The sequence below is a fragment of the Brevibacillus sp. HB1.2 genome, assembly GCF_013332495.1.
GTDB classification, from domain to species: Bacteria; Bacillota; Bacilli; order Brevibacillales; family Brevibacillaceae; genus Brevibacillus; species Brevibacillus porteri.
In genome coordinates this window covers 507,871-532,318 of the sequence record NZ_JABMIU010000001.1, presented here as the reverse complement: position 1 = coordinate 532,318, position 24,448 = coordinate 507,871, and the positions used below count along the sequence as shown (strand labels likewise).

23 protein-coding genes and 2 pseudogenes are annotated in these 24,448 nt (G+C 47.1%); 16 read left to right on the top strand and 9 right to left on the bottom strand.

Going from position 1 to position 24,448, the window contains the following annotated elements; all coding sequences use genetic code 11:
• Both HPY28_RS02240 and HPY28_RS02235 read right to left on the bottom strand, forming a co-directional pair.
• Entirely contained in the window at positions 1-339 is a 339-nt protein-coding gene (locus HPY28_RS02240) for a histidine triad nucleotide-binding protein (RefSeq protein ID WP_007727375.1), read from the bottom strand.
• Between the two features lie 73 nt (positions 340-412).
• Positions 413-1,702 carry an acyl-CoA thioesterase/bile acid-CoA:amino acid N-acyltransferase family protein gene (locus HPY28_RS02235; protein ID WP_173621663.1) on the bottom strand — a complete coding sequence of 430 codons (1,290 nt, stop codon included), beginning with the start codon at positions 1,700-1,702 and terminating at the stop codon, positions 413-415.
• 155 nt (positions 1,703-1,857) lie between these two features.
• Here HPY28_RS02235 and HPY28_RS02230 point away from each other — a divergent pair, with 155 nt between their 5' ends.
• Positions 1,858-2,298 carry an Rrf2 family transcriptional regulator gene (locus tag HPY28_RS02230; protein WP_012686286.1) on the top strand — a complete coding sequence of 147 codons (441 nt, stop codon included), beginning with the start codon at positions 1,858-1,860 and terminating at the stop codon, positions 2,296-2,298.
• 100 nt (positions 2,299-2,398) lie between these two features.
• On the opposite strand, the gene HPY28_RS02225 is transcribed toward HPY28_RS02230, so the two are convergent.
• Positions 2,399-3,871 carry a DHA2 family efflux MFS transporter permease subunit gene (locus tag HPY28_RS02225; RefSeq protein WP_371813416.1) on the bottom strand — a complete coding sequence of 491 codons (1,473 nt, stop codon included), beginning with the start codon at positions 3,869-3,871 and terminating at the stop codon, positions 2,399-2,401.
• 39 nt (positions 3,872-3,910) lie between these two features.
• A complete protein-coding gene (locus HPY28_RS02220; RefSeq protein ID WP_174230014.1) occupies positions 3,911-4,978 on the bottom strand; it encodes a bifunctional transcriptional activator/DNA repair enzyme AdaA in 1,068 nt (355 codons plus the stop codon).
• Between the two features lie 322 nt (positions 4,979-5,300).
• On the opposite strand from HPY28_RS02220, the gene HPY28_RS02215 reads away from it, so the two are divergent.
• The 10 genes and pseudogenes from HPY28_RS02215 to HPY28_RS02170 form a co-directional block, all read left to right on the top strand.
• On the top strand, positions 5,301-5,675 hold the full coding sequence (locus HPY28_RS02215) for a response regulator (protein WP_106833858.1): 375 nt from the start codon (positions 5,301-5,303) through the stop codon (positions 5,673-5,675).
• Positions 5,676-5,813: 138 nt separating this feature from the next.
• On the top strand, positions 5,814-7,175 hold the full coding sequence (locus HPY28_RS02210; protein WP_174230013.1) for an ethanolamine ammonia-lyase subunit EutB: 1,362 nt from the start codon (positions 5,814-5,816) through the stop codon (positions 7,173-7,175).
• Positions 7,176-7,195: 20 nt separating this feature from the next.
• A complete protein-coding gene (gene eutC, locus HPY28_RS02205) occupies positions 7,196-8,029 on the top strand; it encodes an ethanolamine ammonia-lyase subunit EutC (protein WP_017248250.1) in 834 nt (277 codons plus the stop codon).
• Between the two features lie 76 nt (positions 8,030-8,105).
• Positions 8,106-8,315 carry a hypothetical protein gene (locus tag HPY28_RS02200; protein ID WP_007727355.1) on the top strand — a complete coding sequence of 70 codons (210 nt, stop codon included), beginning with the start codon at positions 8,106-8,108 and terminating at the stop codon, positions 8,313-8,315.
• Positions 8,316-8,693: 378 nt separating this feature from the next.
• Positions 8,694-9,626, top strand: coding sequence for a helix-turn-helix transcriptional regulator (locus HPY28_RS02195; protein ID WP_017248251.1), 933 nt, complete (start codon positions 8,694-8,696; stop codon positions 9,624-9,626).
• A gap of 82 nt (positions 9,627-9,708) precedes the next feature.
• Positions 9,709-10,203, top strand: coding sequence for a GyrI-like domain-containing protein (locus HPY28_RS02190; protein ID WP_017248252.1), 495 nt, complete (start codon positions 9,709-9,711; stop codon positions 10,201-10,203).
• Between the two features lie 124 nt (positions 10,204-10,327).
• Entirely contained in the window at positions 10,328-10,912 is a 585-nt protein-coding gene (locus HPY28_RS02185; protein WP_174230012.1) for a TVP38/TMEM64 family protein, read from the top strand.
• Between the two features lie 11 nt (positions 10,913-10,923).
• On the top strand, positions 10,924-11,613 hold the full coding sequence (locus HPY28_RS02180) for a response regulator transcription factor (RefSeq protein ID WP_007727348.1): 690 nt from the start codon (positions 10,924-10,926) through the stop codon (positions 11,611-11,613).
• Between the two features lie 7 nt (positions 11,614-11,620).
• Positions 11,621-12,967: a HAMP domain-containing sensor histidine kinase gene (locus tag HPY28_RS02175; RefSeq protein WP_174230011.1), complete on the top strand. Its 1,347-nt coding sequence runs from the start codon at positions 11,621-11,623 to the stop codon at positions 12,965-12,967.
• A gap of 33 nt (positions 12,968-13,000) precedes the next feature.
• Positions 13,001-13,162 (top strand): annotated as a pseudogene (locus HPY28_RS02170) (LysE family transporter); the annotation flags it as partial.
• On the opposite strand, the pseudogene HPY28_RS02165 reads toward HPY28_RS02170, so the two are convergent.
• The 4 genes and pseudogenes from HPY28_RS02165 to HPY28_RS02150 form a co-directional block, all read right to left on the bottom strand.
• Positions 13,158-13,280 (bottom strand): annotated as a pseudogene (locus HPY28_RS02165) (cupin domain-containing protein); the annotation flags it as partial. The pseudogenes HPY28_RS02170 and HPY28_RS02165 sit on opposite strands and share 5 nt — an antisense overlap.
• Positions 13,281-13,891: 611 nt before the next feature.
• Positions 13,892-14,461 carry a chromate transporter gene (locus tag HPY28_RS02160; RefSeq protein ID WP_174230010.1) on the bottom strand — a complete coding sequence of 190 codons (570 nt, stop codon included), beginning with the start codon at positions 14,459-14,461 and terminating at the stop codon, positions 13,892-13,894.
• A 59-nt stretch (positions 14,462-14,520) separates the two neighbouring features.
• The gene (locus HPY28_RS02155) at positions 14,521-15,903 is read right to left on the bottom strand and encodes a M14 family zinc carboxypeptidase (protein ID WP_174230009.1); all 1,383 of its coding nucleotides are present in this window, start codon (positions 15,901-15,903) and stop codon (positions 14,521-14,523) included.
• Positions 15,904-16,032: 129 nt separating this feature from the next.
• Positions 16,033-17,670 carry an ABC transporter substrate-binding protein gene (locus HPY28_RS02150; RefSeq protein ID WP_174230008.1) on the bottom strand — a complete coding sequence of 546 codons (1,638 nt, stop codon included), beginning with the start codon at positions 17,668-17,670 and terminating at the stop codon, positions 16,033-16,035.
• Between the two features lie 542 nt (positions 17,671-18,212).
• Here HPY28_RS02150 and HPY28_RS02145 point away from each other — a divergent pair.
• The 5 genes from HPY28_RS02145 (at position 18,213) to HPY28_RS02125 (ending at position 22,648) form a co-directional block, all read left to right on the top strand.
• Positions 18,213-18,839: a LysE family translocator gene (locus HPY28_RS02145; RefSeq protein WP_174230007.1), complete on the top strand. Its 627-nt coding sequence runs from the start codon at positions 18,213-18,215 to the stop codon at positions 18,837-18,839.
• Between the two features lie 215 nt (positions 18,840-19,054).
• Entirely contained in the window at positions 19,055-20,266 is a 1,212-nt protein-coding gene (locus HPY28_RS02140) for an MFS transporter (RefSeq protein ID WP_173621668.1), read from the top strand.
• A gap of 81 nt (positions 20,267-20,347) precedes the next feature.
• A complete protein-coding gene (locus HPY28_RS02135; RefSeq protein ID WP_174230006.1) occupies positions 20,348-21,322 on the top strand; it encodes an LLM class oxidoreductase in 975 nt (324 codons plus the stop codon).
• A 28-nt stretch (positions 21,323-21,350) separates the two neighbouring features.
• Complete coding sequence (locus tag HPY28_RS02130) at positions 21,351-21,680, top strand: winged helix-turn-helix transcriptional regulator (RefSeq protein WP_174224686.1); 330 nt, start codon at positions 21,351-21,353, stop codon at positions 21,678-21,680.
• Between the two features lie 14 nt (positions 21,681-21,694).
• On the top strand, positions 21,695-22,648 hold the full coding sequence (locus HPY28_RS02125) for an NADP-dependent oxidoreductase (RefSeq protein WP_174224685.1): 954 nt from the start codon (positions 21,695-21,697) through the stop codon (positions 22,646-22,648).
• A gap of 545 nt (positions 22,649-23,193) precedes the next feature.
• On the opposite strand, the gene HPY28_RS02120 is transcribed toward HPY28_RS02125, so the two are convergent.
• Positions 23,194-24,423, bottom strand: a complete 1,230-nt coding sequence (locus tag HPY28_RS02120; RefSeq protein WP_173621672.1) for an MFS transporter — start codon at positions 24,421-24,423, stop codon at positions 23,194-23,196.
• Between the last annotated feature and the right edge of the window lie 25 nt (positions 24,424-24,448).

Genomic DNA, 24,448 nt, shown 5'->3' with positions numbered 1-24,448 from the left:
TTAGAACTGCCACTCCAATTGTCTGCCTCCGATGAGGTGGTAGTGCAGATGGAAGACGGTTTGTTGTCCGTGTTTGCCAATGTTGGTGACGATACGGAAGCCATCCTCGTTCACGCCCATTGTTTCTGCTACTTTTTGCAGCGACAGATGAAGGTGACCGATCAGCTCCTTGTCCTCAGGCTCGATAGCCAGAACGGATTGTATATGCTTTTTCGGAATCATCAGGACATGTACAGGGGCAACAGGATTAATGTCGTGAAAAGCCAGTACATGCTCGTCCTCATACACTTTTTTAGACGGAATGTCTCCGTTTACAATCTTGCAAAATAGGCAGTCCATAGGGCAATACATCCTTTCTAAAATGATAGATCGTAAAGCCTACTTCGTCATGCGAGTAGGCTTTCCCTGTTTTTTACCCTGGAAAAGTCCGCTCTAAAAACTGAAGAACCTCACGCCAAGAGTGCTCGGATGCGTAGGCGTTGTTTTTGGGCGTACCACCATTGAGCTGTATGCGAGTAGTTGGTATGTAAGGAAAGCGGATTCCGTGTCCTGTATCCGCATAACGCAAATGCACCACTGAATGAGCAAACTGATGATCCTTCAGCCGTTGCACCATATGCTCGCATTGCTCTGCTGCTGGCCACCAGTGATCGTCATCCGAGGAGAGGAAGAGGATCGGGCCATTGATTTTTTCCACCGGGATTTCGGCATCTTCTAACCAATCACAGGCAGCCCAGGCTTCGGCATGGATATGATCGATACGTAGACCTGCGTCGAGTCGCTCCTGCGAGACTTTTGTCTGATCCTCTGTCCATGGCACGAAAGGAAGTGGCTCTCCTTGAAACGACCAAGAGGATTGTGGGGAGAATGTGTCTGATCCAGCGAATGCCTTATCCGTCCCGATATTGACAGTAGAGCTGGGACTCGAAGCAATAACAGCATGTACGTCTTGATCAATCGATGCTGTGACTAATGCCAATTCTGCTCCTTTGGAACGTCCGAATAACGTAATTTTATCAGGATGTACGGAGGGCTGCTGCTGTAGCCAATGAATGGCGTGTTGAACATATTCGATCGGGATCTGGCGAATATCGTCTGGAAGATCATTGCATTGGAAGTAAGCGAGTGCTAGCGCTGGATAGCCGTGAGAGGCGAACAAAGCAGCAAATTGGGAGCATGAACCAACTCCGCCTTCGCTACCACCTAGTACGACAATGGCGGGTTTTTGCTCTGTGTGGGGTTTTGAAAAATACAGACCGACTAGCCCATGGTCTGTCACTTTCTGTATCGATACGTCGCGGGAGACAAAAATACGTTTCACGACTGCTTTCGCTACGGGTTTATCGCATACTTCTGCCGTTAATTCTATCTCGGTGGAGCGTGGGGTGAACTGAAAATCGTCCAGAGAATAAGCATGATAGAAACGCATGGTCTGGACATTCATAGACCAGAACAGCCCCATCGGATCAATTCCCTCATAAGTACCAAACAAGGGGGCTTGAGAAACTAAATCGACTGAGCCATTTTCGTCCGCTTGAAAGATGGCATGTGATGATGCAGTCAAATCTCCTCCAGGCAACCCATTTTTCAGAGTGGCATGAAGGGTGATTAATTGATTCGGGACAAACCCGCTAAGTGTAATGTGGACGGGAACATCTAGTAAGGCTGTAGCAGGCGTAACTTCAATTTGTGGAAGCATCATTTTAGTCAACACTCCTTCCAGATTAAGGGGACACTTGACAAAGTTATTATAGTAGAATGAATAAAAGTTCGATGAGACGAAATGTGACGGTATGGTTAACTTGACTTCTTGTATGGGGTGTAACTATAATCATTACAACGAAAGGGTGACAACGTATGAAAATCAGCAGCCGTTTCTCCATTGCGGTCCACATCTTATCACTGCTTTCCATTGATTCTAATTCGCATTGTACTTCCGAATGGATCGCGGGTAGTGTGAATACGAATCCGGTCGTGATCCGACGTGTGCTGGGGCTGTTGAAGAAGGCTGGGCTCGTGAACGTACGTGCCGGAGCTGGCGGCGCTTCTCTCGCCAAGGAACTGGATCAAATCACGCTTCTAGAGATTTACCGTGCAGTTGATGTCGTGGAAGAAGGGCAACTTTTTCACATCCATGAGCAACCGAATCCTGATTGTCCAGTGGGAGCGAATATACAGTTTGTGCTAGAGTTGATTTTGACCCGTGCGCAGCATGCCATGGAGGAGATTTTGGGCGGAGTGAAAATGTCCGAGCTCGTAGATAACCTACGTCAAAAAATAACAGAAAAAGCGCAGTAAGAAAAAAATGCCCTTGCGTATGCGAGGGCATTTTTGCGAGGAAGGAGTGCCAGCAACGTGTCGATTCCCGCCACCTGACGGGTGGGGAAGCTTGCACAACTTATCCAGACTGACGGACTATATTCTTCTCCTTCCAGCTATCTTTCTTCGATTGCGGCTTCATGAGAAAAAATCCTAACACGATTGCGATAGCGAAGAATATGGCAAAGAATCGGAAACCGTTGTTCGTTGCATAGATCAAGGCACTCTTTGATTGAGCGATTTCTCCCGCTCCCGTTTCGGAAAATAGCGGCAAGACGGATGAAGACTTGACGCTTAGCTGTACAACTACCAATGAAAGAGCTTGACTTATTGCCCGACACATTTCATAGACGGTCCAGAACATACCTGAAGCGGAGCCAGCGCGCTCTTGCGGAGCAGCAGATAGGACTGCTTTTGCGAGCGAAGGCCAGGACAGACCAGTGGCGGCGGATATGATAAGAAGCGGAATAATCACAGCCATGTTCGATAACTGAGAACCAAGTTGTCCAAGTAGCAGAAGGGCTAAGCCTATTAGGAATGATCCTAACAGAATCATACGCACGGGGCCAAAACGGTCGGCAAATTTACCGCCAAAGGGGGCCGTGAAGAGTTGGGGAATCGATAATGGGATCAATAACAATCCCGCTTCCAAAGGGCTTAAACGATGTGCCCCTTGCAGATATAGCATCAGGAGAATGGTGACGGCGAAGTAACCAATGCAATAACTCATCGTGATTCCAAGACCAATCGAATAGTTTCGATAGGTGAAAAGGCTTAGAGGAAAAAGTGGATTTCGAACACGTAGTTCGATGAGTACGAATGCTATCCATAAAAGTAGAGCGGTTGCAAAGAGGCTAATTGTTGGTACCGATGTCCAACCCCAAGACTGCCCCTCAGACAGTGCGACAAGCAGAGCGACTAAACCAGGTCCAAAGGTCAAAATCCCCGGCCAGTCAGTCTTGCCCTTTTCGATTGGGGGCGTGTTTTTGAGAACCAGGAGGCCAGAGATCAAACCAATGACTCCAGTGGGGACAGCTACAAAAAAGATGGATCGCCATCCGAAATCACCGATAAGGACGCCTCCGATCACCGGACCGATGAGTGATCCAGTCACCCATGATATGTTGTTAATCCCGAGAGCGATTCCGAGCTGATTGGGTGGGAATGTCCGTATGAGGATTGGTGTTGCTGATGCCATTGCCATTGCCGCACCAGTTCCCTGAAGAAGTCGTGCACCGATCAGTGTTGCGCCTGAGTTCGCAAGTCCGCAAAGCGCAGTGGAAATCGTGAACAAGGTGAGCCCCCATAAAAAAATGTGCTTGGTTCCGAGCATATCCGACCAACGCCCAGCTGGAAGCAAAAATAATGTGCTCATGATGTAGAACGCGGTAATCGTCCACATACCAATGTTGATCGGAATACGCAAATCTTCCATGATAGCAGGAAGACCGATAACCACAATCGTTGCGTCTAAGTTAGTAATGAACGAAGCAAGCGTGACCACAGATAAAACAGCCCATTTATTCGATTGTATGGGTCTCAATTTGTACACTCCTTTGCTTATTCATCCATGATCCATTTGCCGGATTTTTCACGAATCCGAGTCAAATGGGGCGGGCGTTTCTTTTTCATGATGAAGCAGCCAGCGTTTACGTGAAAGTCCTCCTCCGTACCCACCCAAATCACCATTGGAGTTGATGACACGGTGACAGGGGATGACGATCGCTAACTGATTCGCACCATTTGCTTGAGCGACAGCACGAAAGGCGCTTGGTTTCCCAATAGCTGCTGCAACCTCGGAATAGGATGAAGTTTGACCGGGGGGAATCGTTTGTAAATGCTCCCAGACCATTTTTTGAACAGGCGATCCGCACATAAACAAAGGCGTTGCAAATTTTGTTAACTCTCCGTCAAAATACTCCATTAACTCACGTTCAATCGAACGAATTGGCGCTGTAGAACCAGGGATAATCGCTGACTTCGTTCTTTGTCTTAGACGTTCAACTTCTCGATCCAAGCCGCGGCGATCTACGAATTCAAGTAGATATAGCGCTGTTTCATCCGCGATAGCTATCATGGGACCCAGTCGCGTATCCAGCCACGATGCCTTTAAGACATGATGATCTCCAAGAAGAGTAGGTGCTGCCCCCATAATTCGTGAAAATGCGTCTCGAAACCCACTGCTGGACTCGTATCCGGTGGATAGTTGGGCATCAATGATTGCTTTTCCTTCTCTGATTTCTTTCAGTGCAATCCCCATACGTCGCGCCCTAGCATATTCGACGAACGTCATGCCAAAACGTTTTTTGAATTGGCGTCGCGCTGTTGCAGCGTCCACGGATAATCTTTGAAAATCTTTTTCCGTCCAGCGCTGCTCGGGGTTTTCTTCTACAGCGCTAACTAGCAGACGGACAAGCTCTGAAACATGATTGGGATGTGAAAGTGGACGGCAGCGCTGGCAGGGCCGGAATGAGGCTAGAAGTGCTTGTTTCGCATGATCAAAAAACTCACAATTAATAAACTTAGGTTTTCTAGCTGGACATGTCGGGCGACAGAATACGCCAGTTGTCTTGACTCCAACAAAAAAGACACCTTCATATTCTGAGTTTTTATCCAGTAACGCCTGATAATACTCGGACTTCATCTCGGCCGTTATCATTCTTTTCCCCCTCGATTATTATGTTTTCATTTTATCGCTCACCCAAAATGACTGCAGCCGAAAATCGTACATTGATTTTTTTAGGCGAAGACAAGACTCGGCGGGAAAAGTACCGTGAAAGGCGCGGTTTTAGGAAAAACGGATAGTTCGTGGAAATACCATCTCTGACGCTCATGGACAGGATTTAAGCTGGAATTAGCCTGAAAATATAGATATAATAAACGTATTCAGAAATATGCGATAAACCGACAACGGCGTCGGTTGCGTATGGAAATGATGAGCAGTTGGCACGTCCGTTCAATGGTGATCGGGAGGTGGAGTATTGCGTCAGCATTATCGAGTCATCATCATAGACGACGACCCCATAACGCGTATGGACCTGGTCGAGATGTTGCAAGAGCAGGGATATAACGTCGTAGCTGAAGGAAAAAACGGCAAAGAGGCCGTTCGATTGACGCAAAAGTGGAATCCGCATCTCATTATTATGGATGTCAAAATGCCAATTATGGACGGTTTGACAGCGACTGGGATTATCCGAGAGCATTCGGACGCGGCCATCCTTCTCTTGACTGCTTACAGTCAAAAGGACATGGTCATGCAAGCCAAAGCAAAAGGGATATGTGCCTATCTGGTCAAACCCGTCATGGAGGAAGAACTGCTACCGGCAGTGGAGTTCGTGCTTACGGGCAAACAATGAACGCAAAAAAGTGAATCGTAGGAAGAGCAACGGCGCTTGGACCAAGGCGAGCATTTCGTCTTATGTTTCGAAGCGCTTTTTTACGTTCCATGAGATAGAGTTTACGGAAAGTTGAAAAGAAAGTGAGTGAAGCTAGAGATGAAATTGGCTTGCGTTGTACGTAAACAGCATTACCAGTTTACATCGGTTCGTGATGTATTGGCTAAAGCGAGTGAAGAAAAGTCTGGCGATCACATGAGTAAACTAGCAGCCAATTCCGCACTGGAGCGGATGGCGGCCAAAGTCGTATTAAGTGAAATGCAACTTCGTGATATATATGAAAATCCAGTCATTCCTTACGAAAAAGACGAAGTGACACGGATCATTTATGATGATATCAATCTCTCCATTTACAATGAGATTAAAAATTGGACAGTAGGGGAGCTACGGGAGTACATCTTGTCGTTTTCCACAGGAATGCCTGAGCTCACAAGAATTAGTCGTGGACTCACAAGTGAGATGATTTCCGCTACAGCCAAGCTGATGTCCAGCATTGACCTCGTCACGGCTTCACAAAAAATGAAGCATCAAGCGTACTGCAACACACTGATTGGCGAGCCGGGAAGACTGGCGTTCCGTTGCCAGCCGAACCACCCAATCGATGATCCCGATGGCATTTTGGCTTCGATGAAGGAAGGTTTGTCATATGGATCAGGCGACGCTGTCATAGGAATTAACCCCAATAATGACTCCGTTGAAAGCGTTACCAAGCTCTTGAAAATGACACATGATTTCATGCAAAAGTGGGAAATTCCTACGCAAAACTGCGTTCTGGCTCACATCACGACACAGATGCAGGCTCTTCGCGGCGGAGCGCCCATTTCTCTGATGTTCCAAAGTCTGGCAGGTTCACAACGAGCGAATGATGCGTTTGGCGTGAACAAGGAGATTTTGGATGAGGCAATGGATTTGATGCTTCGAAAAGGCACAGCGTCGGGACCAAATGTCATGTATTTTGAGACAGGGCAAGGCTCCGAAGTGTCGCTGGACTCCCATGAAGGCGTCGATATGCAGACGCTAGAAGCCCGTACGTACGGTTTTTGCCGTCACTGGAAGCCGTTTATGGTCAATAACGTCTCTGGCTTTATCGGACCAGAAACACTTTATGATGGCAGACAGATGATTCGTGCTGATCTGGAGGACTTGTTTATGGGCAAGCTGCATGGTTTGCCGATGGGAATCGCTCCGACTTATACGAATCACATGTATGCGGATCAGAATGACCAGGAGATTGCAGGGATGCTGACAACCTTGGCAGGGGCGAATTTTTATATGGGCGTACCAGGTGGGGACGACGTCATGCTCAGTTACCAAGACACGAGCTACCACGATGACGCCAGCTACCGCGAGCTCTTGGGACTGCGACCTCTCCGGGAATTCGAGAAATGGTTGGAGAAAATGGGCATTATGGAAAATGGTCGTTTGACAGAGCGTGCAGGCGATTTAACCATTTTTGACTAGCGAGCGGGGAGGTAAGCCAGATGAAACAGATCAATATGGACGACTTGGTTCAGCGTGTAATCGATGAGCTGTCCAAAATAGGGCAGGGCGTAATTGATTTTCCTGAGCAAAAGCAATGCGGGGTAAAGAACCCCAACAATCCAGAAGCATTGGAGCAAGCGATGAAGCGAACGCCAGCTCGTATCGGAATCGGTAGAGCGGGTACCCGAATGAAGACGGGTAGCTATCTGCAATTTCGCATAGATCAGGCAGCGGCTCGCGATGCGGTCATGAAAACAATCAGTCCGGAACTGATCGAGAGCTTGCAGCTTCCTGTTCTCCATTCAAGAGCGACGAGCATGGAGGAGTATTTAATGAACCTCGACTCGGGCCGGATGTTATCGGATGAATCCGCTCGTTGGCTAGAGCAGAATGGGGATAAAGGAAAAGACGTTCAAATCGTCATCTCGGACGGACTCAGCACCTCGGCGTGTGAGGCGACGATTCCAGACTTGCTGCCTGCGTTAATCCAAGGTCTTTCCATGAGAAACATCAGTGTAGGAAAGCCAGTATTCATTAACAAAGGTCGCGTCTGGATTCAAGATCAGGTCGCGTCCATCGTAAATTGCAAGGTCGTCATCTCCTTGATCGGGGAAAGACCGGGACTTGCAACGGCAGAAAGTCTCAGTGCTTACATGATTTACAAACCGGATGCCAATACGGTAGAATCAGATCGTACGGTTATTTCTAATATTCATAAGGGTGGCACGCTACCGATTGAGGCAGGTGCGTACCTTGCAGAGCTTTTGGAGGAAATTTTGAAGTACCAGGCGAGCGGTGTAAAATTATCACAGCTTCGGGCGAATAACGGGTAGATTCCCACTGGCGCTTCCTCCTGTCTTGCACTAGAATACATAGAAGATAACCAATTTCTATGAGGAGTTGCTACGCATGACGGAGCCAAACCAAAACGAAAAAGAAACCACTGAGCAAAAGCCTGGGAAGATCAGCCTGCAAGAGGCGATGAAGCGCAAAATGGCGGAGAAAAAACAAGCGCAAGCACAAGCCAATAATCCGTTGAATCAAAAGGCGCAAAATCAGAGCATGAAAAGCCAGCTCACCAAAAAACCAAACAATCAACGCAGACGTATGGGCGTATAGTTTCGAATGAAGCAAGGCAAAAAGGGAATGTGCAGCAAGTTTAGGCTGCAGATTCCCTTTTTTGTATGATCATTGATCCGGAATGCTCTTCAAATTTTTAAAAAGTATCGATGAACCAACAAAGCTGGTGAGAAGAAAAAGCACAGGGCTCGTAGACCTTGACAACGCCTACCCAGTCGGAACTTCAAAAAGGGGACCATGCTTGTCGAACACTTCTTCCTCGAGAATCTTCCGCCCGTAGGGTGGCTTTGGCTCGACGGTCCCCTTTTTGAAGTGGAGACGAACAGTCAATCCCCCTGCTGGCGTGTCAGAGTCGAAGAGAACTGTGCTTTTTCTTTTCCTCCACTATGTTGACTCAAAAGAAAAGTGGGGGCGATCATGAAGGTAGAACGGCTACTCGCTATTGTTATCATGCTGTTGAATAAGCGCCGTGTGAGCGCTCGTGAACTATCCGACCACTTCGAAGTATCCTTGCGTACGGTCTATCGGGATTTGGAAACCATTAACGCAGCCGGAATTCCGATTGTAGCGTACCCTGGGGCAAGCGGCGGTTACGAGATCATGGAGAATTTTACGATCGATCGGCAATACTTATCCTTGGACGAGCTGGTTGCGGTTATCGCTGCGCTAAAAGGCGTTCATTCCTCCACAGATGATAAGCAAATCGGACAGCTTCTGGAAAAAATAAAAGCGTTGCTCATCACGGCACCATCCTCTCTGCAAGGAAGTGCACATCCCGTTGTTTACGACTTCAATCCGTGGGGCAGTACACCAGCAATCGCCGAAAAAGTAAACAGGCTGCGGGAAGCCATCGAGAAGAGACTTCGTGTGCGGATCACCTATACGAAAATGCAAGGCGATGCGACAGAGCGCACCATTGAGCCTGTAAAACTGATTATCAAAGGGTATGTGTGGTACGTGTATGGCTATTGTTTACAGCGCCAGGAGGATCGTCTGTTTCGCTTGTCACGGATTGCAGACATGTCTGTGCTTACAGAGGAGTTTTCGCCACGCCCGTATCAACAAGCAGATAAGCTGGAATGGCTCGAAGAATGGGATACGTCAGAGCGAATTTCACTTGTCCTCCAATTTTCTTCGAGCGTACATGTAAGGGTACGGGATATGTTTGCGCCAGAAGCGATAGAGACCATGCAGGATGGCTCGATGCTAGTACGAACGATGATGACAGACGATGAGTGGTTAAACGGCATGCTGCTTAGCTTTGGCGATGCCTTGTTTGTACATGAGCCTGTGCATGTGAGGGAACGAATGAGGGATACAGTAAAAAGAATGACAAAACTTTATGAATGAGTGTTGAAACGTTGACAGATAGTTGTCAAGGTAAGGTCATTATACTAAGTCATGTAAGCAATCTCTTACAGGAGCGTGGTTAATGATGAACCCAACGATTGTCAAACTGGATGAAATGCGTGTAGCAGGCTTGCAAATTCGAACAACCAATGAGGCGGAATGCGGACCGAATGCGAAAATTGGGGATCTATGGCAACGCTATTATCAAGAAGAGCATCCCTTCAAAACTCCCCATCAAAAAGAGCCGGGTGTTGTTCTGGGTGTGTATTCCGATTACGACAGTGACGAGACAGGCGAGTACGCCTTGTTAGTAGGAACCGTTGTAGAAAAGAACGGTGAGCTTCCTGCTGAGCTCACGGTCAAGACTCTACCGGCTTCTACCTATGCCGTATTTACGACGCGTGTAGGCCCGATGGTAGAGGTTGTGATGGAAGCGTGGGCGAAGGTGTGGGAGTGGTCCCATCAACCGGGGAACAAGCGGACATTTACCGGAGATTTCGAACGATATGACGGAGTGCGCTGCGCTGATCCCAACAACGCGCAAGTAGATTTGTACATCGCGATCTCAGAAGAATAATGGTGCAGCAAATCATACAAACAGTTGTAGTCGATCAGGCTACGACTGTTTTGCTTTTTTCCATGATTTCTTCACAAGTTTCGATTACTCTAGAGAGAGTGGTAGAGGGGAGTCATACAGACGGATGGATTGGATAACGAATGTAGAAGCCCTGGCAGAGTGGATTCGCTCTTTAGGGATGCTGGGGATTATCGGTAGTATCGTATTGAACATCGTGATTAGTGTGGCAGGTGTATTGCCGTCCATTTTTTTATCGGGTGCGAATGCGGTCGTGTTTGGCTTGTACGAAGGGTTCTTGATTTCCTTAACGGGAGAGGTGGTTGGTGCTTGCATTGCCTTCTTTCTTTACCGCTACACGATCAAAAAAGCAGATCGGCGCGAAAAACTGAAATCGTTCAAATGGGTACATGCCATCAATGGAACGACGAGTTTTCGCAAATGTCTTGCCATCGTTTTGCTCCGGTTGAATCCGTTGATGCCTTCCGGTGTGATCAATTTAGGTGCGGCTTTGACGAATATCACCTTCGTGCAATTTTTAGTAGCTACCTTAATTGGAAAAGTGCCGTCGATGGTTTTTGAAACATTCGTCGGTCATGATCTGATTACTTTTAGTGAAAATAAGTTTCGCTTGCTCTTTGCCTTGTTGGCAGGTGCTCTCGTCTTTTTGCTTTTCTGGAAAAAAGGAAAGGATCAAATTCAAGAGGAGTAGGGGGGATTCATATGTCTACCATTTTGCTAGTCGATGATGAGCCGCAAATCTTAGAAATATTGTCCTCCTATCTGCAAAAGGAAGGCTATCATGTTCTGACCGCCCAAACAGGCAAGGAAGCAGTGGAAATGGCCACGACGATTTCATTGACCTGTATCATTTTGGACCTGATGCTACCTGATCTGAGCGGGGAAGAGGTCTGCGTCCAAATTCGCAAAGAGTCTCGTGTCCCTATTTTGATGCTCACGGCGAAAAGTGGGGAGGCGGATCGAATTCGCGGGCTTACGATTGGCGCTGATGACTATTTAATCAAGCCCTTTAGTCCGAGAGAACTCGTAGCGCGTGTTCGAGCCGTCATGCGTCGTGCAGGCGATTATTCAACACTCTCCGATTTCATCGAGGTGGGAGACTTGACCATATCGATGAATGAGAAGCGAGTCACGAAAAATGGAGTCGCTTTGGAGGTTACGCCAAATGAATACCGCTTGCTCACAACGCTTGTCCGTTATCCAGGGAGAACGTGGGGCAGGGAGGAGCTCGTGCGTGAGGTCATGGGTTTTGATTTCGAAGGATACGACCGAACCATTGATACGCATATCAAAAATCTTCGCCAAAAAATAGAGGTAGACCCGAAGCAACCGGAATATATCAAAACGGTGTATGGATTGGGATATCGCTTTGACGATCCCATGAAGAAGTGAGGCCACGATGAAGCATATTTGGGTAAAGCTCGCCTTTGTGATCATGACAGTCGGCGCATGCGCTGTTCTTTTCTCCTCGTTGTTGTCCGTAAAGGAAATGGATGTTCATTTTTCCATGTATGCCAATGAAGTGAGAAATCAGCATAACCAAGAAATATCGCGTGTCGCACTCCAGGCGTATCATGACAGTCAAGGCTGGGGAGCGGAAGCCTATCATAAGCTTGAAGCGGTTTCTGAGGTCTTGGGATTGCATATCACTCTCCTCGATCAACAGCAACAAGTGCAAAACGAATGGGGTAAGCCGCGAGTCCATACGAGCAATTACAGTGTAGACAAGATTCCCCTTGTCAGTAAGGGGGTCATGATCGGGCAACTGGTAATTAGCCACGATGATCGGAGTGCGTATATGACCTTGGAAAGTCATTTCCAATGGGCGCATAAAAACACGACGTTGTGGACGATGGCTGTGCTGCTCATCTTGGTCATTATCATCAGCATACCGCTCGCTCGGACCATGGTGCGTCCCGTCGTCCAAGTGAGTACCGCAGCTCAACGAGTCGCGCGTGGCAATCTGTCGATACGCGTCCCGGAGCCTCGTGGCAAGGATGAAGTTACGTCATTGGTTGCTGCTTTTAACAACCTGGTCCAAAGTCTTGAACATCAGGAGGAGCTGCGCAAGCGACTGACCTCTGATATTGCCCATGAATTACGAACACCACTGAACACCCTGCTGGCGCAAGTAGAGGGGATGATCGACGGCATATGGGAAGCCACTCCCAAAAATCTCGAAAGCACAAGGTCAGAGGTACTGCGTTTGAGCCGTCTCGTCCGCGATTTAGATCAGGTGATTCAGGTGGAGTCGGGTTCCTTGCAAATGCGCAGTGAAGAGGTAGAACTACGTGAGGTTGTCAAAGAAGTTACTGAGTCAATGAGTGCTACGTTTGCCCGTGCACAAATGAATTTTCACTTCAAAGGAGATCACGCTGTCTGGATCAAAGGGGACAGGCAGAGACTGGCGCAAATCGTGGCCAATTTGTTGACGAATGCCTGCAAGCATACGCCAGCAGGTGGAGAAGTCGTAGTCACAGTAGACAAATCGAGTACGATGGTCCGGTTGCAAGTGAAGGACAGTGGCACAGGCATCGATCAAAAGGACCTCCCGTACGTCTTTGAGCGTTTTTATCGGGGAGATCGCTCGCGAGCAAGGGAACGCGGTGGAGCAGGATTGGGGTTGACGATTGTGAAAGGGATCGTAGAGGCACACAAGGGAATCATCTCGTTGGATAGCAGAGTGGGTGAGGGAACGACCATCACGATTTTGTTTCCACCACGAGCTCATGAAGGCGAAAAGTAAGCCTAAACCGTATCGTTCTCGCTGCACATCGTTTATGCGGTCGGCTTATCCGCGATTTTGATGACATCTGCTTGGGCATTCAATCTCGTCAAATTTGTGGGAGCCGCTTACTTGGTCTATTTAGGGGTTCGGGCCATGTTTGAAAAACCGGTTGACCCAGAGCTGCCAAAAGTAACACCGTTGCCACCGCTTCAATTCGTATGAACTGATCTGTGGTCGGATGAACTTCTAACCCAATATCATCCCCAACATTGATGCTCATTAGAGTTACTCGAAAGTACTTTCCTGTCCATAAAGCTGTTCTATACGTATTGGCAGCAAGTTTCGCTAATCCAGGTTTTATCAAAGCAACATCATGTTGCCCGTCAGATGATAAGTATTATCCTTCAGTACTCCCGTATCCCATATGGCTATGGTTTTCCAGAACGATATTATTTAGCCCGAATATTATCATTGTACATCCGTATATATGAACCTCATGAAGCAATAGAAGATACGGTTCTTTTCCCTGAGCTACGTAATATTGTAACAGCCAGTGAATTTAAAAAGCTGGGGAATCTATTCGAGGAGATCGAAGAAAAACGATTCGGAGAGAAGGGTTTTCAACGGATCGTACAACAAATATCTCGAATTGAACTGACTTTGGGCATTTATGACTTATCTCAATTTACGCCGTATCCATATGAACTTTATGAGGCGGGGCATCAGAATTAATTTCCATTCATAAAATCAACCTCCTGTAAAATGAGCAGGAGGTTGATTTTCATGGACATCTTGGGAAGCAGTTCCCCTTTTCTGTGGAAAACCAAACTATATCCCAATAAACATGCTCCCCGTTCTTTGTAACATCGATTTTTAGGAAAATACAGAGATCAAGGCACCACCGGCTACTGAAAACAATACAATTACCCACTGGGGAAGTTTTCAAAACATAAGTAAACCGAACGCAGCGATAGCAAAACAAAAATCGTAAGGCGTATGAATCGCCTTCATCCAAACGGGATTAAACAGCGTAGCAAGCAAAATGCCAACAACAGCAGCGTTTATCCCTTTTAAGATCGATTGAAAATTTGGGCGGCGGCGAATTACATCCCCAAACGGTAAAACACCTGTAATCAACAGAAAAGACGGAAGAAACATCGCGATTAAGGCGACCAATGCTCCGGTCCATCCGTTCATTACAGTTCCCAAGTAAGCAGAGAAGGTAAACAGAGGCCCTGGTACGGCTTGAGCTGCACCGTAACCTGCAAGAAATTGAGAATCCGTCAGCCAATCTGAAGGAACCACTGTACGAAATAGAGGCAACCCAATCAACAATCCAAAAAACAAAATCCAGGCGACAACTGCTGTACTACGGCTGATCGATATGCCCATATGAGGAGTTTCCGGGATTTCGGACTTTGCCAGAAAATAGCGGCCAAATAGCCCCGCAGCAGCAATGAGTATCAATTGACCGTAAGTGGTTGGCCATAATAAGGTAATGATAGCGGTCAATATTGCTATGGTTCCACGAGTACAAGTGCTGGCGAATTAAGCAACCTTTAATAGCAAGACTACCGATTCTTGCTGATGTGATTGGAGACTAGTAAACCGCATTCCAACTGAATACGTACCAATTTCTGAATGGGAATAACTGTATAGTTTAGTTCTCGTTCCAGCTCATCCGTATACTGTCGCAATTGGCGAAGCCCTTCTTGCAGCACTGCTTTCAGTTTTGTAATGGCCTCTTGGTCGTTTGAGCCTTCCTTTGCTAGCCGCTCTAGCTCAAATTCGCAAGTACGGACCGCTAGTCCTAAGCTCAATCCTCGATAAAACTTCGATACCACGAAACTGCTGAAAACTTGGGAACCCTTTGCCGGCTTTTCAAATTCAGGATCGCTCATTGCCCATTTTCTCTGTGCTTCGTTCCTTTCTTTGCGTGCCGGGGAAGAGGGGTCCATCAACTTGAAAAACGGGTTATCCTTCGAAATATAGGACCGTATGCCACCCACAAGTCCCTCCAGCATTTCAAAAAAAGCCTCACTTTGATCTGCTTCGGTCAGAAGTGCCTCTCTGCGGGAGATATCTGAGTCACTCTGATCCTCTATTCGTGGATCGAAAAAATATGGCAGCTCTGTGATTAATGTTACACAATCTGCTTTCGAAGAGGCGTATGTGTGGCTGTCTGCCCCCACATCAAGTGTCGGGGGTTTTCCTGTATGTTTCTCCATATAATCATAGTATTCGTCTTGCCCGTTTAAACTGAAGATGGCCGGAGCAAACTCTGTCGCAAATGGCGTCTCTGGTTCTCCTAGATCTAAAGGCACGTCTTCCTTCCTTGCTGAATTGTGAAATCCCTCGTATAATTCTGGCAAATCGTGCGAAATATACCAATAAGCACCGCATAACCCCCCATTGTGTAGAGAATACATAAACTCAGGTCTAGTCTCGTCTATGATTTTCATGAGCACTTGCGTTTCAGGCAATGGTTTGTCAAAGCGATATTCTTTATATTCAAACGGAAAAGTCCATTCCACCTGCTCGTAGCCGACAGGTCTATAGTAATTTCTAATGTAGTTAAAAATATTGTATGGTCCTTTAAACCAATTTTCATTTAGTCGCGTACCATCAGGATCAGCACATTTGATGATGTACCACGTGAAGCCCAGCTCGTCGCGCAGAGACTTGTCCTCTGCCAATGCGCGGGAGAGATATTCCATCGTCATCGCGCCAATTGGCTCGTTAGGATGCGGGCAGGCAAAGCATAACGCATTTTTGGGCCCGTCTCCGATTTTGATACATTGAATGGGGTGTCCATCGCGGGACTTTCCCGCCTCAAATACGGTTACAGCATCAGGAAACTCTTCGGCCAGCTTTCTGGTGCTTTCATCCATTTCATCTACTGTTAGAAAAACCTTGTAGTCTGGCACCTTATCAATCACATGTTGAAAATTCATCGATCTTCCCCCTCGTCTGATGCAATGATTTAATCTTGTCTCGGTTGCAATCTTCCAAGTCATTCTAAAAAAAGATGCTATTCCTGTAACGTATCGATTAGGTTCTTGACGTAGACGTAAAGACTCCGTTTATTTTTGTACCCAGCTATCTTGGAAATTGGGAATATAAGACGTCCATTTCACGCCTTTTACTTGCGAGCTTACTACCACAAAGAGCTTGTCACTATAGATGGGGACAACATATGCTTGCTCAAGGAGATGTTTTTGGGCATCTACATATACCTGTTTTCTGGCTTCCGTTCCAGCGGTTGCACGTCCTTTTGTTAATAAGGCATCCAGCTTGCCGTCTTTTAGACCACTTATGTTAAAGCCAGCACCAATTTGGCTAGAGTGGAAACTTTGGTATAAAGCATCAGGGTCATCGTAACTATAAGTAACCATCGTCACATCAAAATTTCCTTTCATTTGTCCATCACTAAACGCTGACTCCTCTAAATTTTGAATGGTAGCTTTGATACCCACCTCGCCCAGCATAGCTTGCAACAACTGAGCCTGCATCTCAAACCTAGCCGAACTCAAAAAGGAAAGGGTAAATACTTTTCCATCCTTTTCTCTCAGGCCTTCTCCGTTTACCTTCCATCCAGCAGCGTCAAGGAGCTTCTTTGCTTCTTCCACATTGTATTGGTACCCGTATTTTTCCAATGACTTATCATTCCCCAATGTTGAAGGGGATAACAACGATTGGGCAACTTCTCCTTCACCCATCAAAACCGCCTGGACCATCGCTTGTTTATTAACCAGCATATTGAATGCTTTTCGGACTTGGATATCCTGGAACTCCGGTTTTGTCAAGTTCATATATAAACTAAGAGGTATCCCAGCCCGCAAGAGTTCCAGAACCTGATATTTTGGATTATTTCGATACTTCTTGATATCTTTTGCGGGTACATCGAATGCAACATCGATGGTACCGTTTTCCAAAGCGGCCAACATAACACTTTTATCTGGAATTGTTTTGATCACCAGTTTATCAGCTCTTGGCGGTCCTTGATTTTTATCGAGCGGCATGGCCCACTTAAAGGCTTCATTGCGAACCAATGTAACCCCCTCGCCAGCCTTCCAGCTCTCAAACTTCCATGGACCCATTCCCACAGGATTTCGTCCATATTCCTCACCATATTTTTCAATGGCCTTCATGGATAGCGGTTGAGTTACACCAGTGCCTAAATCTTCAAGAATCGACACATTGGGTTCATGTAATTCAAGGATGAGGGTTTTATCATCAGGGGCACTGACGCTCTTCATCGGCATCATAACTATTCCCGCCAGTTTTGCTTTTGTTTTCGGATTCTTAATGCGTTCAAAGGTATCTTTAAAACTCTTGGCAGTCAGAGGTGTTCCATCGTGAAACGTAACATCAGAACGAATGGTAAAGGTGTACGTTTTTCCATCCTCTGAAATCTTGAATTCACTTGCGAGATTAGGTTTGAATTCTTTTGTAACAGGATCCTTGTAGACCAGCGATCCACCCATATTCCAAGTAACACCCATATCGTTGCCAACTGACTTGTGAACATCTAAGGTATCTGCTTCACTTGCGTAAGCCACAGTGATGGTTCCGCCTGTCTTTGGTTTGTCAGCCTCTGGCTGTTGATTTGGTTCAGGTGTGGTTGATTGTGTGCTGCATGCAACCACCAACGACGTACATATCATAATTAGTAATCCTAAAATAATGCCATGAAATCTCTGTTTCCTCTTCTTTACCATGTGACAGCTCCCTTGTTCTGTATTGTTTAAAAAATCTACATGACGACATAATTTTGAAAGATATCTGACCTCCATTACGTTTAAAGTGCCGATTTGGCAAGCGCTTTAAAAAATATTTTGCAAGTGAATCCAACACATCAGCCCCCCTAGGTTCCGATTATAAAACCTCCAGCAAGAGGAGATTCAATCGTTAGTTTTCGACGATATGTTTCTTCAAAAGAATAGGGAGCTTGTTTAAGAAGCCTGCGCATGATGAAATTCCAGCTCAGTCTCATTTCATTATCGTATTGTTCGAGTGATCGGAGCGTTGTAGATGGGACCTTTATTCGATAAAGACTTCCTGACTACTGTAGATCTGTTCCATACGCTCTGCCGCGTTTGCATCGGGGAGATCGCTCGCGAGCAAGGGAACGACCATCACGATTTTGTTTCCACCACAAGCTCATGAAGGCGAAAAGTAAGCCTAAACCGTATCGTTCTCGCTGCACATCGTTTATGATTAGGAAGAGAATTTGAATATTCGATACAAAGAGGGAGAGCACATGTTTGATTGGACTACCATGGGAGCATTTTTGGCTGTTGTGATCGGCCTCTTTTTAATTCCGGGACCCGCTGTCCTGCTAACTGCGACGCGTACCGTTCAGGGAGGACGTAAAGCAGGGATTATGGCAGGGCTGGGCATTGCCACCGGCGACTTCATTCACACGATTTTTGCTGCGGTTGGTTTATCCGCAATATTGATGACATCTGCATGGGCATTCAATCTCGTAAAATTTGCGGGAGCGGCATACTTGGTCTATTTAGGAGTTCGGGCCATGCTTGAAAGACCGGTTGACCCAGAGCTGCCAAAAGTAACACCGTTGCCGCCGCTGCAATCGTATGGGCAAGCCATCCTCGCAGAAGTCCTGAATCCGAAGACGGCGTTGTTCTTTCTGGCGTTTCTACCGCAATTTGTACATCCTGAGCGTGGAGCAGCCATTCTTCAATTCCTTGTCCTGGGACTGATTTTCGCCATCTTGGGGTTCTTTTACACCGCGTTGATTGCGATCAGTATCAGACCGTTGGGGCATCTGGTGAAACGAATTTCCTGGCTGGGTCGCTGGAGTGGCAAGATCGTAGGTTCTGTTTACATCTTATTAGGATTAAAAGTAGCGCTGCAAGAGAGATAAGGTATGAGTCGGGGAGTCAGTCTTCCCGGCTTTTTTTATTGCTTGATTACTGGTGTAAGGTACTTTTTAGTGCCTATGATACTTGAAAGTACGTACTTCCTATCAAGTGAGGCATGAGACATAATAGCATTCAGATCCAACATATTCGCCAATCATGATAAGTAAGGGCCCTGCTTTGTGAATGGCAAGAAAAATTAAGGGAGGATACAACTCAGATGAGCACGATTACATCCAACGTAAAGCAGCAAACAGCTGATGCGAAAAACTCCACTCTTGCTTTACTTGCTCTCGCAATCAGCGCATTTGGTATCGGGACTACTGAATTTGTTATCGTCGGTTTGTTGTCTACAGTCGCACAGGATTTGAAAGTAACCATCACCTTAGCTGGACTTCTTATTTCTGGATATGCATTAGGGGTAGCTATTGGAGCACCGATTATTACAGCACTCACAAGTCGAATTCCACGCAAAGCGCTGCTCATGCTTTTGATGATTGTCTTTGCTGTCGGAAACAGTGCGGCAGCCTTGTCGAGTAGCTTTGCGATATTAATTATTGCCCGTTTCTTTACCGCGTTTTCTCATGGGGTATTTTTCTCCATCGGTTCGACGATTGCAGCCGATCTGGTGCCAGAAAACAAGCGTGCCAGCGCGATTGCAACGATGTTTACGGGTCTGACTGTTGCAACCGTTACAGGCGTACCTTTGGGAACGTTTATTGGACAAATGTTTGGATGGAGAGCGACTTTTTGGGGAGTTGCCATTCTTGGCGTGATTGCCCTTATCTCGACAGCGATTCTGGTACCAAGCAATTTGAAGAAAGCCAAGCCTGCTTCTATTAAAGACCAAGTGAAAATAATCACAAACTTGCCACTGTTGCTTGTCTTTGCGATTACGGCACTTGGCTACGGCGGTACCTTTGTAACCTTTACGTTCTTAGGTCCGATTCTGGAAGAAATCACAGGTTATCAGGCGAGTGCCGTCAGTCTGATACTTCTCGTGTATGGGATTGCGGTAGCGATTGGAAATACGGTCGGGGGAAAAGCAGCTGACAAGAATCCGATAAAAGCGCTGCGCTGGATGTTCATCATTCAGGCGATCATTCTGATCATCTTAACATTTACCGCTCCTCTTAAATGGGTGGGAACGCTCACGATAATGTTGATGGGCCTCCTGGCTTTTATGAACGTACCGGGCTTACAGGTATATGTCGTGCAGTTGGCTGAAAAATACGTGCCTAGTGCTGTTGATGTTGCTTCTGCCATTAACATTGCTGCTTTCAATCTCGGCATTGCGATTGGAGCCTTCGTGGGAGGAATCATCGTCGATACCATTGGCTTGATTCATACGCCATGGGTCGGCGGAGTGATGGTGTTAGGTGCCGCATTACTCACAATGATCAGCAGCAAGCTGGAAAAAGCTCGTCGTTAATCGTACAAAGACGGCGGATGCGATGAAAGCATGCGTTTCCGCCGTTGATTTCCAAATACATCACGTGAGGAGAGAGCATCGATGAGCAAATTCGACGGTCATTATGGTTTTCAGCGAATGTTCCAAGAAGGGAAGATGACCTTGGGATTTCACATTCCGCTGGAAGCATACGAATGGGAAGCACCGACAATGGAGCGCCAGGTTGAACTCGTCCAAGCGGCAGAAGACTATGGCTTTACCGGAATCTGGCTGCGGGATGTCATTTTGCAGGACCCCGCTTTTGGTGACCCTGCAACCGGGCAAATTTATGACATGATGATTTATTTAACCTATTTGGCTGCGCAAACCAAAAAAATCGCTTTTGGTACCTCGAGCATCGTGCTTCCACTGCGGCATCCGGTGCGCGTGGCAAAAGAGACAGCGACCATTGAAAATTTGTTTCCCCAGCGCTTGATGATGGGTATTTCTTCTGGGGACCGACGGGCTGATTTTCATGGATTGAATGTGCCGCATGAACAGCGTGCGGAGCTGTTTCGCGATGGCTACGACTACTTGCAGAAGGTCATGGCAGAGGATTTCCCAAAAATCAACTCCCCATACGGCATGATTGATGGAGCGAATCTGGTGCCAAAATCAACCGCGCCCATTCCTACCTTTATCACGGGGTATAGTCAACAAACGATGGACTGGTTTGCGCAAAACGGAGATGGTTGGATTTATTACCCGCGTGATCCATTCAATCAAGCAAATGCCATCCAAGAATGGAGAGAGCTGGTCCAGATATATCATCCAGGTGTATTCAAGCCGTTTATTCAGCCTCTTCACTTGGATCTTGCGGAAAATCCGGATGAGTCGGTCACGCCGATTCGATTAGGGTACCGAGTCGGTAGAAAAATGCTTTTAGAACTGCTGGCCATGTATCAAGAGGTCGGCGTGAATCATTTGTTCTTCGCCCTGTTCCCTAGCAAGCGTCCCATTGACGAGGTTATCGATGAGTTAGGGCAAGAAGTATTGCCTTATTTCCCGGCACATATCGATTCAGCGGAGCGAGTTTGACTACAGCTTCATATGAGGAGGGGAGGAAATGGAAAAATACAATATCCCTGTAGAGGCAACATTGGAGGTCATTGGAGGGAAATGGAAAGTGGTGATCCTCTGCTTGTTGGCAAAAGGGACGAAGCGGACAAGCGAACTGAAACGATCAATGCCTGTCATCACGCAAAAAATGTTAACGCAGCAACTGCGCGAATTGGAAGCGGACAACATCATCACCCGCAATGTGTATCAGCAGGTTCCCCCACGCGTCGAGTATGACTTGACTGAGTATGGCAAGACTCTGTCGAAGGTTCTGGATGTCATGTGTGAATGGGGAGAGAGTCACATCGAAAACCAATTGCGAAAAATAGTCGAATGAAAAGGGGAAGTTCGATGAGAGGAATTGGCATCAAGCAATACGGCGGTATTCAGAAGTTAACAGAAATTGAATGGCCTATAAAACCAATCGGGCCGGACGATTTACTCATTTCGATCAAAGCGAGCGGGGTAAATCCCGTGGATTGGAAGGTGCGGGAAGGACTGCTGCAAGCAGATTTTCCTTTTGAACTGCCACTTATTTTAGGGTGGGATGCGGCGGGCACGGTAACAGCTGTCGGTACGACTGTACAGGATTTTCAAATCGGGGATGATGTCTTCTTTCGTCCAGAACTGGAAAGAGAAGGGACATACGCAGATGAAATTGTCGTTCCCGCGAATATCGTAGCCCCGATGCCACGTGGTTTATCGTATGCTGAAGCGGCCTCGCTTCCGCTGGTCGGACTAACGGTTTGGCAGGCATTGGTGGAGGTAGGGAAGGTGCAAGCGGGAGATAAAGTCCTGGTGTTGGGGGGAAGCGGCGGGATTGGTTCCATGGCGATCCAGCTAGCAAAAGCACTAGGTGCCTATGTGGCGACGACAACCAGCTCCAAAAACAGCGATTATGTCCGTGAGCTGGGAGCAGATGAAGTCATCGTGTATGATCAGGGATCACTTCATACCCCTACACAATTTACATTCATGCTGGACACGCTGGGTGGAGAAGCATACGGTGATGCTTTAACATTTATGAAGCGGCAAGGAAGAGTGGCAACCATTATCAGCGAGCGTGATGCCAAGAAACCTTCGTTCGCTGAAGCGGCTGAGAAAGAACGAGAGCTGGATGTTACTTTTGTGTTTACGCGTCCAGATGGGGTAAACATGAATCGTATCCGTGAGCTAGTGGAAGCCAAACACGTAAAGCCTTTTTTGACTAAGATATATCCATTGACCATTGAAGGGGTTCGAGATGCGCATCTCTATAGTCAAACGGGTAGAGTGCGTGGGAAGATTGTGCTCGTCCATTCATGAGAGGGAGACAGGGCGTGAGTAAGTTGCGCGAATGTAACAGCGGCGGGCTAGGACTTGCGTTTTCAACCGAGCCCGTTGCTGTTTTCATAAAAAAGCCAGCGTGACGGTGTAGATCACCTTCGCTGGTAATCGCCGGCTTACCTCTTTCGAATCACAGCCCCCTGCAGAACAAAGGTAATCCCTAAAATTCCTACGATGGCAAGCAGGCGGATAAAACCGTTGGAGACAAAAAGATTGACACAGATCAGCCCAATTATGATCAGAATAAGCAAAATCACCGTTTTCCCCGACAAATACGTATGCCCCTTTCCTCAGACAAAATGAGTGGTCTCGTCAAATCGGAATAGGCGGGTAGTTCCATGGCGTATGTAATTTGACTTTGTGGTTGTCAGAATCTTCTGTTCATCATCTGAATACCTACTATTGTAACGAATACAATCGTGGAAGAAAAGGCGGGATCACGTGAAAAAACTCCCTTCTGTCATCGCCAGTTGCTCACCTGTACGCTTGAGAGGGAGTTTTTGCTTGTGATCGTGGTACACTTGTTACTTCGTCGCTAGCTGACGCTCCGTTGTCTGCTGCTTCAACGGCTGTCCGGCCAATTGGGATCGTTTGGATCGAATCAGGATGGCAGTAATCAACAGCGCAATGCCATTGATGATAAAGACGAAGCGAATCGGGATGAGTCCCCCGAGAAATCCGCCAATGATTGGCCCCATCATCGTCGCAAGCTGCGTCGAGGATTGGTTCAGGCTAAACGCTCTGCCACGAAATTCTGGTTCCGTAACTTTTACAATCATGGCGTTGATCGATGGATAAACAGCGGCAAAAAACAGTCCGTACGCGAATCGCAAAATGCCAAATCCGTACAGATTGGTGAAGAAAAATTGCAGTAAATTTCCGATGGCCCCACCCATTAAGCCGATAAACATGATTTTGGAATAGCCGACCTTTGTCCCGAGCTTTCCCCACTGTGGAGCAGCAATGACTGTCGCGATTCCTACTGCCGCAAAAATGATGCCGGAGCTGAGGGATGCGTCTTGCTGCGAAGCGCCCAATTGCATGACATACACCGTTAATAAAGGTTCAAGAAGCATAACGGAAATCGTGACCATCAAGCTCATACCTAGTATGGACATCAACGGGCGGTTTGCCATCGCAGCGCGCAAATCTTCGCGTACACTCGAGCGACTGCCGGAGCGGTTCAAGTTCGTTTCCTTCACGAAGAAAGTAGCGATCAGCGCTGCTACGAGCACGACAAATCCTGAAAAAATGAAAGCTTCCGCGTTTCCCCACACATGACTGACGACACCGCCAACCAACGGACCGATGATTCCTCCTGTTGCACCCGAAGTCGCCATAATCCCCAGTGCGTACCCGACGTTTTTTTCTGGTGTATTCGTCGCTACCAACGCAATGGCGGCAGGTACGTAGCCGGCAAGCAAGCCCTGGAAGATCCGTAACACAAGAAACAAATAGGGGTCCGTAATAAAGTACGTCAAGAAGTACAACAAAGCGAGGCTAAATCCAGAGCGAATCAACATAGGCTTTCGTCCATATTTGTCCGCAAGAGAGCCCCAAAATGGCGAGATGAGGGCACTTGCTAAAAACGTAATGCCAAACGAAATGCCGGACCAGGCTTCCAGATGCTCATTGACCCCCAGTGAAGTATGGAGGAAGATGGGCAGGAAAGGGATGGAGATGGAGTAGGCGGTGCTACAGAAAAATACCCCAATCCATAACACAATCAAATTACGTTTCCATGAAAATTCCATCTTTCTGTCACAACCTTTGCAGTTA